Raw genomic sequence first — 12,525 nt, 5'->3', positions numbered from 1 at the left:
TATGCAGCAAGCACCAAGCGCCGCCCAAGACGCAAGCCCGGCCGAAAAGCTCAGGCCGGGATCCGCAGTCGCGCACGTCCTGAACCGAGGATTGAACGTCCGCCATATCCGCTTTATGGCCCTGGGATCGGCGATCGGCACCGGCCTGTTCTACGGCTCAGCCTCCGCCATCCAAAAGGCGGGCCCGGCGGTACTGCTCGCCTACATCATCGGCGGCGCGGCGGTGTTTATGGTCATGCGGGCCCTCGGCGAGATGGCCGTCCGCCACCCCGTGTCAGGCTCGTTCGGCCAGTACGCCAGCCGCTACCTCGGGCCCCTGGCAGGGTTTGTAACCGGCTGGACCTATGTCTTTGAGATGGCGATTGTGGCCATCGCCGATGTCACGGCCTTCAGCATTTACATGGGCTTCTGGTTTCCGCAGGTGGACCGCTGGATCTGGATCCTGGCCATCATCTGCTTCCTCGCCGCCTTGAACCTGCTCAGCGTGAAGGTCTTCGGCGAGCTCGAGTTCTGGTTCTCGCTGATCAAGGTGGTGGCCATCATCGCCATGATCGTCGGCGGCGCCGCCATCATCGCGTTCGGTTTCCAGGCCGGCGGGTCCACGGTAGCTCCGGGACTCGGCAACCTCGTGGAGCACGGCGGGCTGTTCCCCAACGGCTTCGAAGGGCTACTGGCGTCGTTCGCCGTCGTGATGTTCGCGTTCGGCGGGATCGAGACGCTCGGCATCACCGCCGGCGAGGCCGCGGACCCCAAGAAGGTCATCCCCAAGGCGGTGAACACGGTGCCGGTCCGCGTCCTGCTGTTCTACGTCCTGACCCTCGGCGTGCTGATGAGCCTCTTCCCGTGGAACGAAATCGGCAGCAACGGCAGCCCGTTCGTCCAGATCTTCAGCGGCCTGGGCATCCCGGCCGCACCGCACATCCTCAACGCCGTGGTGATCACAGCCGCGCTCTCTGCCATCAACAGCGACATCTTCGGTGCCGGCCGCATCCTGTTCGGGCTGTCCGGCCAAGGCCACGCGCCGGCAGTTTTCGGTAAGGTCTCGCGCCATGGCGTGCCGTGGATGACGGTGGTGATGATGGCCGGCATCCTCCTGGTGGGGGTGGTTCTGAATGCGGTCATTCCCGAGGACGTCTTTATCCTGATCGCATCGATTGCCACGTTCGCCACCGTCTGGGTGTGGGTCATGATCCTGGCTTCCCATGTCGCTATGAAGCGGGAGATCGCGCGGAAGGACCTGCTGGCGTCGGAATTCCCCTCCCCGTGGTGGCCCGCGGCCTCCATCCTGACCATCGCGTTTATGGCGCTGGTCATCGCCGTCCTGGGCGCCTTCGAGGACACTCGCGTGGCGCTGTTCGTGGGAGCGGTGTGGCTGGGGCTGCTGGTCCTCGCCTATCGGTTCTGGGTCAGAGGAGACGGACGACGCCGGGCCGAACTTGTGGACGAAACCTCACCGCTCCCGGTGGTCGCCTCAGCCCGCCGGAGCTAAGATCAGGCATGGTTCAGCTCTCAAACCTGCTGGCGTTTGCGCTGGCATCCGTGGTGCTGATCGCTGTCCCCGGACCCAGCGTGCTGTTCGTAATAGGCCGTTCCCTGGCCCTTGGCTGGAAGGGCGGCGTCCTGACGGTGCTGGGCAACGCGACCAGGCAACTGGTGCAGGTGGCTGCAGTCGCGCTCGGCGTGGGCATCATCGTGGCGCAGTCCGTGGTCCTCTTCAGCGTGGTGAACCTGGCCGGTGCTGCCTACCTGGTCTATCTGGGCATCAAGGCCATCCGGAACCGTCGGCACAACTCCTTCACCGATCGTCAGCCAGTGGCCTCCTCGCCACGACGGCTGGTGGCGGAAGGCCTGGTGGTGGTATCACCAACCCCAAGTCAGTGGTGTTCTTCGTAGCGGTGCTGCCGCAGTTTGTTGACTACCCTTCCGGGGCCATTCCGTTCCAGCTGGCGCTGCTGGGGGCGGTGTTCCTGCTGATCGCCATAGTCTCAGATAGCCTCTGGGCCGTCGCCGCAGGTTCAGCCCGCCAATGGTTTGCCCGTTCGCCCAGCCGGGTTTCAACGGTGGAGGCAACAGGGGGGCCTTGATGATCGGCCTCGGCGGGACGTTGGCCCTGACCGGCAGCAAGTCCTAGGGACCACCCCCCAACGCTCTCTCGCTTTTGGGGCGATTTGCCGCACCGCTCTCTCATATGAGGTGAGAGAGCGTTGGCGCAAACAGTGCAGGATGTGAGAGAGCGTTGGGACGTCCGCCAGGCCGCGTGCTGCTTAGGCCGAAGCGAGCGCCGAGCGGACCGCAGCCGACATCGGCGTGGTGGGCCGGCCGATCAGGGTGCGGAGGTCCGAGCCGCTGACCAGGAGGTCGCCACGGGCAATGCCAAGGTCCGAGTCCGCCAGGATGTCAGCGAAGAGCTCCGGCACGCCGAATCCGGCAAGAAGTCCGGCGTAGTCGCTGGCCGGAAGGTCTTGGTAAACCACGGGCTTGTTGGCCGCAGTGCTGATTTCCTGGGCCAGTTCGGTGAGCGTGAAGGCGTGGTCCCCGCCGAGCTCGTAGACCTTGCCGGCCTGGTTTTCGGCAACAAGCACGGCGGCGGCGGCTTCGGCGTAGTCCGCCCGGGACGCGGCACTGATCTTGCCTTCCCCGGCGCTGCCGGCAAGCGCGCCCTGGGCCAAGGTGCCCTGCAGCTGGTCGGTGTAGTTTTCGAGGTACCAGCCATTGCGGAGGATGGCGAACGGCACGCCTGCATCCTTGAGGATGGCCTCCGTTGCCTGGTGCTCGGCGGCCAGCTTCATGCCGGTGGTGTCTGCGTTGGCGATGCTGGTGTATGCGATCAGCTCGACGCCCGCCGCTGCAGCTGCCTCAATCACCGTGCGGTGCTGGTCAACGCGCTGGCCAACCTCGCTGCCGGAAATCAGGAGAACCTTGCTGGCGCCGTCCAGCGCCTGTGCCACGGACGCGGCGTCCGTGTAGTCCATTGCCCTGACCTGAACGCCGCGCGCTGCGAAGTCGGCAAGCTTTTCAATGGACCGGCCGGCGGCCACGATCTCTGCTGCCGGAACGTTGCGCTCCAGGAGGGCCTCGACGACGTGGCGGCCAAGCTGTCCGGTTGCTCCGGTGATGACGATGCTCATGGTTGGTTCCTTTCACTATTTCTTAGGGGGTCACCCTCCACAACCAGCCGCCGTGCCGATTACTTCCTGGAAGACAGTACGCACTTAGAGGTAAGGTACTCACCTTTTGGTAAGTTATGGGTATGGAAGCAACTGTATGGCCCGCCAGCCTGCCGGCAGATCTCCGGGCACACCTGCCGGAAGGATTGGCCGACGGCGTGTTCCCGGCCGGGTGCCCCAGCCGCACTGTCCTGGACCACATCACCAGCAAGTGGGGCGTGCTGATCCTGCTGGCGCTCTCGGAAGGTGAGCAGCGCTGGAGCGAACTCCGGCGCCGCGCCGAGGGAATCAGCGAGAAAATGCTGGCGCAGACCCTCAAGACCCTGGAGCGCGACGGCTTGGTGCTGCGGAAGGCCCAGCCGGTCATCCCGCCCCGCGTGGACTACAGCCTGACCGAACGCGGCTATGAACTGTCCGGCCTGCTGGTTCCCCTGGTCACCTGGGCCTACAACAACGCTGATGACATCCTCAACGGCGAGGGCTGATTTCCGGCCGCCCCGATTCATTGCCAACGCTGATTTCGGCCCACACCGACCCCAAAATCCCCTAAGTAGTACTCGTCCGCAAAGACGAGTACATGTTACTGGTGTGACTGGTGTGAATAGCGTCTAGCGTAAATGTGAGGTGCCAGCCAGGAATAGGAGGACCATCCTCTGCTGGGAGCTTTCCGGCTACCGCACCAAAGTGGGCGGCTCCACGCCGCTTCAAGGAGTGGTTCGCATGGTGAAAGCACATGTCCAGGACCTGGCCAGCATGGGGCGGCCCGTCAAACTTTCTACCCTCGTCCACCGCGCCTGCGGCCGGGTCTTCGCGGCGTTCCGCCCGCGGTGCCCCTATCGCGTGGGCGATGCCGTGGTGGGCGACGATCCGTTCAACGGCCGGCACGAGGGGATCATCATGTCCCACCGCGGTCCATCCGTAGAACTCGGCGCCGCGGCTGGGGTCTTCTTCTACGACCACCGCCACCTGAGGCCGCAGGATTAGCTGCCTCAGGTGGCGGGTTTGCAACGGGCCGAAGTCGGCAGGCCGGACTGCGCGTGCGGACTGCGGAGGCGCCGGATGTCAGCGCGCCGACCAGCCGCCATCCATCGCGTAACTGGCTCCGGTGACCATGCCGGCGTGATCGGACGCCAGCCAGGCCACCAGGGAGGCCACTTCCTCCGGTTCCACCAGGCGTTTCACGGCGGACTCGGTGAGCATCACCCTGGCCAGGACCTCGGACTCGGGGATGCCGTGCACCTTCGCCTGGTCCGCGATCTGCTTCTCGACGAGCGGGGTCCGGACGTAGCCAGGGTTGATGCAGTTGGACGTGACTCCGTGCCCCCCGCCCTCAAGCGCCGTCACCTTGCTTAGCCCTTCCAGTCCGTGCTTGGCGGAAACGTACGCGCTTTTGAAAGGAGAGGCCCGGATTCCGTGCACGGATGACACGTTGATGATGCGGCCAAAGCCGTTGGCGTACATGTGCGGCAGCGCGGCCCGGATCAGCAGGAACGGGGCCTCGAGCATCAGCGCGATGATCCGGCGGAAGTCCGCCGGATCGAACGCTTCGATGGGGCTGATGCTCTGGATCCCGGCGTTGTTCACCAGAATGTCGCAGTCCAGGCTCAGGGTGGCGAGCACGTCAACGTCCAGCAGGTCAACGGCCCAGGCGGTGCCGCCCACTTCATCGGCGAGGGCGGCAGCGCCGGTGGAGTCGACGTCGGCCACCACCACTTTCGCCCCGCGGGCGGCGAGTTCCCGGACACAGGCAGCGCCGATTCCGCTGGCGCCGCCGGTCACCACGGCCTTGCGGCCGTTCAGTGTGTTTTCCATTGCAGATCTGTTTCCCATCGTGTGCGCGCTCAATTTCCCTGCGGTGAACTGCTCAAGCAGTTCAGCGTGAGCCGGCCGGGAGCAGTCCCTCGCGGGCGGCGTCGGCCTTGTCCACGTCTTCCAGGGCAATGCCCTTGGTTTCCTTCAGGCTCAGCACCGCTACCGTAGTGATCGCGCAGGCAACCACCAGGTAGATCGCCGTAGGCAGCCAGGAACCGGTGTCCTTGAGCCACTGGGTAGCCAGCAGCGGGGCGAGCGAACCGGCGAAGATCGAGGTGACCTGCGAGCCCAGCGAAACGCCCGAGTAGCGCATCCGGGTGGGGAAGAGCTCGGCCATGATGGCGGGCTGGCCGGCATACATAAACGCGTGCAGGCACAGGCCGATGGTCACGGCCAGGACAATCACCACGGCGTTGCGGGTATCGAACATGGGGAAGGCGAAGAACGGCCAGGCCGCACCGGAGATGGCGCCGATGAGGTAGACGGGCTTGCGCCCCAGCTTGTCCACGAGCCGGCCCACCTGCGGGATGACCAGGAAATGGATGACGTGGGCGATCAGGAGTGCCAGCAGGAGCGAGGACGTATCGTACTTGTGCACGCTCTTGAGGTAGACGATCGCGAAGCTGACCACCAGGTAGTACATGATGTTCTCCGCGAAGCGCAGCCCCATGGCCTGCAGGATGCCCTTGGGGTACTTGCGCACCACCTCGAAGACGCCGTAGCTGACAGCCTGCTCCTTCTCCACGAGGGCTTTGGCCTCCAGGAAGATGGGCGCCTCGGTGACGTGGGTGCGGATGTAGTAGCCAACGAAGACGATCACGGCGGAGAGCCAGAAGGCCACACGCCAGCCCCAGCCGAGGAATGCCTCGGGGCTCAGGGCGGTGGACATAATGAACAGCACCAGCGTTGCCAGCAGGTTGCCCACCGGCACTGCGGCCTGCGGCCAGCTGGACCAGAATCCGCGGGACTTGTTGGGGCTGTGTTCGGCAACCAACAGCACCGCGCCGCCCCATTCACCGCCGAGCGCGAAGCCCTGGATGAAGCGGAGGGCCACCAGCAGAGCCGGAGCGAGGTAGCCGATGTCGGCAAAGCCCGGGAGGCAGCCCATCAGGAAGGTGGCCACGCCGACGATCACGATGGTCAGCTGCAGCGTGGGCTTGCGTCCCAGTTTGTCGCCGATCTGGCCGAAGACGATGCCGCCGAGGGGGCGTGCCACGAAGCCCACCGCGTAAGTGAGGAACGCCTGGATGATGCCGTCCAGCTCGTTGCCGGTGGCGGGGAAGAAGTACTTCCCGAAGACCAGGGTGGCGGCGGTGGCGTAGAGGAAGAATTCGTACCATTCCACCACCGTGCCCACCATCGAGGCGGCCACAATCTTCTTAAGTCCGGATCCCTTGGGTGCGGATCCGGCGGCGTTGTCCGCCGAGCGTTGCTCTACGCTCATGAGTTTCTCCTTAGTGTCCACTTTGACACGCGCTGTGATCCACAGCACTAATGGCTCCACTGAGTATTACTGCACAAACATGCGCCTTCAATACCCAATCCAGCACCTGCTGTGTGCACAATTGCAGACATGAAGGCGAATCCCGATGACCTCCTGGTCCTGCTGGCGGTATCCCGCTCCGCAAAATTTACGACGGCGGCGCAAGTGTTGGGGCTGAACCACACCACCGTTTCGCGTCGGATAGCCGCCCTGGAGAAAGCGCTCGGCGGCCGCGTCCTGGCAAGGGCGGCCGGCGGCTGGGAACTGACGGAGCTGGGCACGGAGGCTGTCCTGGTCGCCGAACAGGTGGAGGCTGCGGTGAGTGCGCTGGGACCGGCAGGCCAGGCACCGGACCCGATTACCGGCGTCGTGCGCATGACGGCGACCGACGGCTTCAGCGCCTACATCGCCGCGCCCGCCGTGGCACGGCTGCGCCGGAAACACCCGGGACTGAGCGTGGAAGTGGTGACCATGACCCGCCGTGCGCTACAGCAGCGCTCCGGGCTGGACATCGAAGTAGTGGTGGGCGAACCGCAGGTCCACCGGGCCGAAGCCGTCCAACTGGGCGAGTACATGCTGGGGATGTACGCCTCGCGCGCCTACCTTGCCGAGAACGGGACGCCGGCGAGCGTTGCCGAACTGACGGAGCACCCGCTGGTGTACTTTGTGGATTCGATGCTGCAGGTGGACGACCTGGACGCACCCCGGCGCCTGGTGCCGGCCATGCGCGAAGGACTTACGTCCACGAACGTGTTTGTCCATGTGGAGGCCACTCGTGCCGGCGCGGGCATCGGATTCCTGCCGTGCTTTATGGGCAATCTGCACAACGACCTGGTCCGGCTGCTCCCCGACGACTTTGCCGAACTGCTCCCTTATTGGATGGTGCTGCGGCCGGATTCGATGCGCCGCCCCGCTGTGGCCGCCGTTGTGCAGGCATTGCGCGACCAGACCGCGGCGCACCGGGACGCCCTGCTGGGTCGCACTCGGACCCCATCGATTGCTCCGTAGTGGCCGTTTTCGGCACTGAAAAGGGCCACTACGGAGCAATCGATGGCACTGTCGGGTCGTGACGCACCGGGGAGTTCGCGGCGAAGGCGCGGACCTGGGCGTCGTTCCAGATGTGGGCCGGGACGGCACCGCCGAGGAGCCGGCGTGCCAGCTGCGGGTCTCCGTCCAGCGGGGTGTCGCTGCCGGCCATCACCATGTTGCCGTAGCGGCGGCCCTTCAGCATGGAGGGGTCGGCGATGATGACGGTGTGTGCGAACGCGGCCGCGATGGTGGCGGCGTCTTCCCGCGCATTCAACAGGCTCGGGGCGTCGCCTGAGTTCACCACATAGATGCCGCCCGGCGACAGGACCCGCTTGATGTGGTCATTGAACTCGGCGGTGGTGAGCGGCCGCGGTGTGAGCGAACCGGCAAACACGTCACGGATGATGAAGTCGCGGCTGTCCGGCGTGAGCGTCTCGGTGACCTGGCGGGCCTCCCCCACGCGCAGTCGCAGAAGCGGTGCCTTGGGCAGGTCGAACCAGCCGCGGACGTACTCGGCCAGCTTGCCATCGAGCTCCACCACCACCTGCCGGGCGTCCGGATAGGCGGTGTGGAAGTACCGGGCCAGCGAACAGGCCCCGCCACCCAGATGCAGCCCGCGCAGCCGCACGGCCTCGCCCGCGGCGGGTGCGGCCGCCTTGGTCCCGCCCCTTCCGGACTTCGGCGGCCACCGTGACTCAATCAGCGCCGCCATCCAGCGCATGTACTCAAAATCGAGGAACAACGGATCGGCGAGGTCAATGTGGGAGCTCATGACACCGTTGATCTTCAGGAGCCACCCGTTGGAGTTGTCCTGGTCCGCAATGAGCTCGCAGTCGCCCGTATCAATGTAGTAGACGCCCTCAACAGGGCCATCGGGACGGCTTCCCTTGGGCACCTCGATGACACCCGCCGTCGAATGCTGGCCGTTCCGGCCGCCTGACTTGCCGCGCTTTGCCATTACCCGTGTGCCGCTTCAGTCATAGATCAACCCTAATTGACTACCCTGCGTCGGCGGTCCAGCGGGGTCGCGGGTCCCAGAGGTGGTCCCGGCCTCGGGACCACGTCCAGGTGGCGGGAAGAAAGTCAGGTTGAAAGCGGCCCGTCCCGGTCTGTCCGGTCACGCCGAAGTTCCTCCGTCCGGGAGGCCTCGGCATGAGCCTCGCGGTCCGGATGCGCCTCTTCGTCCGGATGCGTGGTGGCGTCGGCGCGGGAGTGGTCCGTGCGGGCGGCGTCCCTGCGCGCGTCCCCGTCCTGATTTATGTCGGGGTCCAGGGCATCTGCTTTCTGGGTGCGCTCGGCCACGTCTTCCCGGAGCGACCTGGCGTTGTCGGTCTTCTGCTCAGCCTCCTGCTTCAGCCTCGCAGCGTCCACCTGCGCCTTCTCTGCGTCGGCACGGGCGCGGGTGGCCCGGGCCTCGTTCTCACGCGCATCGAGCTCGATGTCCTCGGCTTTCCGGCGCATTTCGGCGGCCTTTTCGCGGTGCGATTCGTCCCGCTTCAGCTGCATGGCCTGACGGCGACGCCCGGTCACCAGCCACAGCACAATCAGGACCACCACCACGGTGCCAACAATCACCCAAACCCACGATGTTGTATCCACGACTACCCATCCTTTCCACTCTGTTGTGACAGGTCCCTGCGATGCCGGGCGGCAGGCGATTCGGACCCCTTTGAAATTCAGGTAGGAAGGGTACTTACCTTCCGGTAGTAATCATGCTTACTATTTTACGGCCAGTATCGCTGGTTCTTAATCAACAACCGGCCTTCTTTGGAAAGAGAGAGCGAAGATGACAGAGAACCAATGGTCCGAGGATCCGGCTTACGCGGCTCCACCGGCCACCCGCGCAACCACAGGAGAACGTGAGCCCACTACGTTCCCCAGCACGCTACCCACAGCAGCGACTCAGTCGCGTGATCCGTACGGGACCTCCCGCACGGATGCAGCCAAAGAAGAAGCCGGAGATGTGGCGCGGACCGCGGCGGATTCCGCCCAGAGCGTGGCGGAAACCACCAGGTCGGAAGCGGCCAACGTCGCATCAGAGGCCAAGGCGAACGCCAAGGACCTCCTACAGCAGGCCCGCCACGACCTCACCCAACAGGCCAGCACGCAGCAGCAGAAGGTAGCCAGCGGCCTCCGGTCAGTGTCGGACGAACTGCACGCCATGGCGCGGGCGTCCGACCAGCCCGGAGTGGCCACTGACCTGGTCCGCCAGGCTGCGGAACGTTCCTCGTCCGTCGCCACCTGGCTGGACGGAAGGGACCCGGGATCGCTCCTGAACGAGGTCAAGGGCTTCGCCCGGCAGCGCCCGGGCACATTCCTTCTTCTGGCCGCCGGGGCTGGCATCCTTGCCGGCCGGCTCAGCCGCAGCCTGAGCGCCGGCGCACCAGAGTCCGCGTCGAATTACCCTGGCACTGGCGGCCAGCATGGCGCGGGTCCTGGCGGCTACACGCCGTCGGGCGGTGGCACTGTCCCGCCCCCGCCGGTGCAGATGCCCGGCCCGGCCACCACCACGGCAGGGTTCGACGGCGGTGCGCCAGGGAGCAGCTACGGGGACCCTTCGCGTCCCGCCAGCCCACTGGACAGTCCACAGCTCGCCGAGGAGTGGTCTGATGAGCGCCGCAGCGACGATCCCTTGCGGGATGGCGCTTTCGCTGACGATCCAATGGCCAACGACCCGCTAACCCGGGACCGCTCCGCAAACGGCCAGGCTGGCAGGCTCCGATGAGCAGCCAGATACCTGCGCCTCCCCCGTCGGCGGCGCACGCTAAGGCGGACAACACGTCGTTGGGTGACCTGCTCGGCGAGGTGACGCGCGACCTGTCCACGCTGATGCGTCAGGAGGTGGAGCTTGCCAAGGCCGAACTCAAGGAATCCGCCAGCAAGGCAGGCAGGGGAGGTGGCATGCTGGCCGGCGCCGGCGTAGCCGGCCACTTCGTGCTCCTGTTCCTGTCGATCGCCCTCTGGATCGCGTTAGGCGGGCTGATGGGACTCGGCTGGTCCGCCGTCGTCGTCGCTGTCATCTGGGGCGTCATCGCCGCAGGGCTGGCGTCCGTGGGCCGCAGGGAGCTCAAAACTGTAAAGGGCATGCCCCAAACCGCTGAAACACTCCAAAAAATTCCCCCAACCCTAAAACCCGGTGAGGTAAAACCATGAGCGACAATCCGGACGTTATCCGTTCAGATATTGAGGCAACCCGTGCCCGCCTGGGCACGAACGTGGATGCGGTGGCAGACAAGGTGACGCCGTCGAACATCGTCCATCGTCAGACAGACAAGGTCAAGGACGCCGTGTTCGGAGTGAAGGAGAAAGTCATGGGAACAGCCGACGACGTCACCAGCCGCGTACACGGTGGCGCCCGCGCCCGCACCGACAGTGCAGGCAACGCCCTCAGTGAAGCCGGTGTTGCCATTGGTGACGCTCCGCACCAGGTGAAGGCCAAGACGCAGGGCAACCCGCTAGCTGCTGGACTCATCGCGTTCGGCGCCGGCCTGCTTTTGTCATCGCTGATCCCGGCGAGCGAGAAGGAACGCGAAGCAGCGGATGCCCTCAAGTCCGCCGCCGAGCCGTTGACCACCGAGCTGACCGAGGCCGCTAAGGAGATCGCTGAGGGCTTGAAGGAACCGGCGCGGGAAGCCATGGAGAACGTCAAGGCCACAGCAGCCGACGCCGCCGAACACGTCAAGACAGAAAGCCAGGTTGCGGCAGCGGACGTCAAAGACCGTGCCGCGGACGCGAGGGAGAATGTGCAGAACACGTAACGGCGACAGCCCCTGAGGGCGCCAAAACCTTACGAGTACAGCGCACAGACAGGCCGGTTCCGCCTCCACCGGCGGAACCGGCCTGCTCGTTTTCCAACCCCGGGAGGACACCCCATGGCCGCTCATGACTCACCCGAAACCAGCACCGCCAAGGCGGGCAGTGCTCCGGCACCCGACGACTCCCGGAAACCGGACAGCCCCACCGACGTCACCAAACCGTCGTGGCAGTACATCGCCAAAAAGACGTTCAGGGAATTCAATAAGGACCAATGCCCCGACTTGGCGGCAGCCCTGACCTACTACGCCGTGCTTTCACTTTTCCCGGCGTTGCTGGCGCTGGTTTCGCTGGTCGGTCTTTTCGGCGATGCGGAAAAGACCACCTCGGCCCTGCTCGAAATCGTCCGGGGCATCGTGCCTGCGGACACGGTGAACACCGTCAGCGGGCCCGTGCAGGAGCTGGCCACCGCGCCTGCCGCCGGGCTGACACTGTTCATCGGCCTCGCAACCGCGCTGTGGTCAGCGTCCGGTTACGTCGGAGCGTTCGGCCGGGCCATGAACCGCATCTACGAAGTGGATGAGGGCCGCCCGTTCCTGAAGCTGCGCGGGACCATGCTGACCGTGACGTTGCTGGCAGTGGTCACCGTGGCCGCCCTTGCCGGCATGCTGGTGCTGAGCGGACCGGTCTCGGAGGCAGTCGGCGGGGCCATCGGACTCAGCGACCCGTTCCTCACTGTCTGGAACATCGCAAAATGGCCCGTGATCGTGGCCCTGGTCATGGCTATCATCGCCATGCTCTACTACGCCACGCCGAACGTGAGGCAGCCCAGGTTCCGGTGGATGAGCATCGGCTCGTTTATCGCCCTGGTGGTGTTCCTGCTGGCCTCGCTCGGCTTCGCCTTCTATGTGGCCAACTTCGGCAATTACAACAAAACGTACGGTGCGCTCGGCGGTGTGATCGTTATGCTGCTCTGGCTGTGGATCCTGAACATGTCGCTGCTGTTCGGGGCAGAGTTCGACGCCGAGATGGAGCGGGGACGGCAGCTCCAGGCCGGAATCGAGGCCGAGGAGACCATCCAACTGCCGCCGCGGGGCACCAAGAGGAGCGAGAAGATGCAAGAGCAGGAAGAGGACGACATCCGGCGCGGCCGCGAGCTGCGTGAGCGCCCCCGGAACGGCGCGGAACAGTCGGAACGGAACACCGCCACGCGGGACTAGGCAGGGCATCCCACTTGGAGGAAAATCAATACCAGCAGATTCCTACCGGTTTCCCGGGGCC

Annotated in this window: 13 protein-coding genes and 1 pseudogene; 9 read left to right on the top strand and 5 right to left on the bottom strand. The window is 65.3% G+C overall.

Annotated features, from left to right (window positions below):
- The first annotated feature begins 1 nt into the window (after position 1).
- Both NG701_RS13480 and NG701_RS13475 read left to right on the top strand, forming a co-directional pair.
- Positions 2-1,489, top strand: coding sequence for an amino acid permease (locus NG701_RS13480; RefSeq protein WP_252568246.1), 1,488 nt, complete (start codon positions 2-4; stop codon positions 1,487-1,489).
- Positions 1,490-1,497: 8 nt separating this feature from the next.
- A pseudogene (locus NG701_RS13475) lies at positions 1,498-2,131 on the top strand (LysE family translocator).
- Positions 2,132-2,264: 133 nt separating this feature from the next.
- Here the strand turns inward: NG701_RS13475 and NG701_RS13470 are convergent.
- Positions 2,265-3,128 carry an SDR family oxidoreductase gene (locus tag NG701_RS13470; RefSeq protein WP_252568243.1) on the bottom strand — a complete coding sequence of 288 codons (864 nt, stop codon included), beginning with the start codon at positions 3,126-3,128 and terminating at the stop codon, positions 2,265-2,267.
- A gap of 122 nt (positions 3,129-3,250) precedes the next feature.
- On the opposite strand from NG701_RS13470, the gene NG701_RS13465 reads away from it, so the two are divergent.
- Both NG701_RS13465 and NG701_RS13460 read left to right on the top strand, forming a co-directional pair.
- Positions 3,251-3,652, top strand: a complete 402-nt coding sequence (locus NG701_RS13465) for a winged helix-turn-helix transcriptional regulator (protein ID WP_252568240.1) — start codon at positions 3,251-3,253, stop codon at positions 3,650-3,652.
- A gap of 235 nt (positions 3,653-3,887) precedes the next feature.
- On the top strand, positions 3,888-4,151 hold the full coding sequence (locus NG701_RS13460; RefSeq protein ID WP_252568238.1) for a hypothetical protein: 264 nt from the start codon (positions 3,888-3,890) through the stop codon (positions 4,149-4,151).
- Positions 4,152-4,229: 78 nt separating this feature from the next.
- Here the strand turns inward: NG701_RS13460 and NG701_RS13455 are convergent, their stop codons facing one another.
- Positions 4,230-4,979, bottom strand: coding sequence for a 3-hydroxybutyrate dehydrogenase (locus NG701_RS13455; protein ID WP_252568235.1), 750 nt, complete (start codon positions 4,977-4,979; stop codon positions 4,230-4,232).
- Positions 4,980-5,040: 61 nt separating this feature from the next.
- Positions 5,041-6,423, bottom strand: coding sequence for an MFS transporter (locus NG701_RS13450; RefSeq protein WP_252568232.1), 1,383 nt, complete (start codon positions 6,421-6,423; stop codon positions 5,041-5,043).
- A gap of 129 nt (positions 6,424-6,552) precedes the next feature.
- Here NG701_RS13450 and NG701_RS13445 point away from each other — a divergent pair, with 129 nt between their 5' ends.
- Positions 6,553-7,470, top strand: coding sequence for a LysR family transcriptional regulator (locus tag NG701_RS13445; protein ID WP_252568230.1), 918 nt, complete (start codon positions 6,553-6,555; stop codon positions 7,468-7,470).
- Between the two features lie 28 nt (positions 7,471-7,498).
- Here NG701_RS13445 and NG701_RS13440 read toward each other — a convergent pair whose 3' ends face one another.
- Together NG701_RS13440 and NG701_RS13435 are read right to left on the bottom strand one after the other, a co-directional pair.
- Positions 7,499-8,449, bottom strand: coding sequence for a spermidine synthase (locus NG701_RS13440; RefSeq protein ID WP_252568228.1), 951 nt, complete (start codon positions 8,447-8,449; stop codon positions 7,499-7,501).
- Between the two features lie 125 nt (positions 8,450-8,574).
- Complete coding sequence (locus NG701_RS13435) at positions 8,575-9,090, bottom strand: hypothetical protein (protein WP_252568225.1); 516 nt, start codon at positions 9,088-9,090, stop codon at positions 8,575-8,577.
- A 187-nt stretch (positions 9,091-9,277) separates the two neighbouring features.
- Here NG701_RS13435 and NG701_RS13430 point away from each other — a divergent pair, with 187 nt between their 5' ends.
- The 4 genes from NG701_RS13430 (at position 9,278) to NG701_RS13415 (ending at position 12,464) form a co-directional block, all read left to right on the top strand.
- Entirely contained in the window at positions 9,278-10,216 is a 939-nt protein-coding gene (locus tag NG701_RS13430) for a hypothetical protein (protein WP_252568223.1), read from the top strand.
- Entirely contained in the window at positions 10,213-10,644 is a 432-nt protein-coding gene (locus tag NG701_RS13425; protein ID WP_252568220.1) for a phage holin family protein, read from the top strand. Before NG701_RS13430 ends, NG701_RS13425 begins: the two co-directional genes overlap by 4 nt.
- Entirely contained in the window at positions 10,641-11,249 is a 609-nt protein-coding gene (locus tag NG701_RS13420) for a DUF3618 domain-containing protein (protein WP_252568217.1), read from the top strand. The genes NG701_RS13425 and NG701_RS13420 overlap by 4 nt, the downstream gene beginning before the upstream one ends.
- A gap of 114 nt (positions 11,250-11,363) precedes the next feature.
- Positions 11,364-12,464, top strand: coding sequence for a YihY/virulence factor BrkB family protein (locus NG701_RS13415; RefSeq protein ID WP_252568214.1), 1,101 nt, complete (start codon positions 11,364-11,366; stop codon positions 12,462-12,464).
- Positions 12,465-12,525 lie beyond the last annotated feature (61 nt).

This window comes from Pseudarthrobacter cellobiosi, assembly GCF_023913815.1.
In the GTDB taxonomy this organism is placed as follows: Bacteria; Actinomycetota; Actinomycetes; order Actinomycetales; family Micrococcaceae; genus Arthrobacter; species Arthrobacter cellobiosi.
Note: the sequence above shows the minus strand (reverse complement) of the source record. Positions and strands in the feature narration are given on the sequence as shown.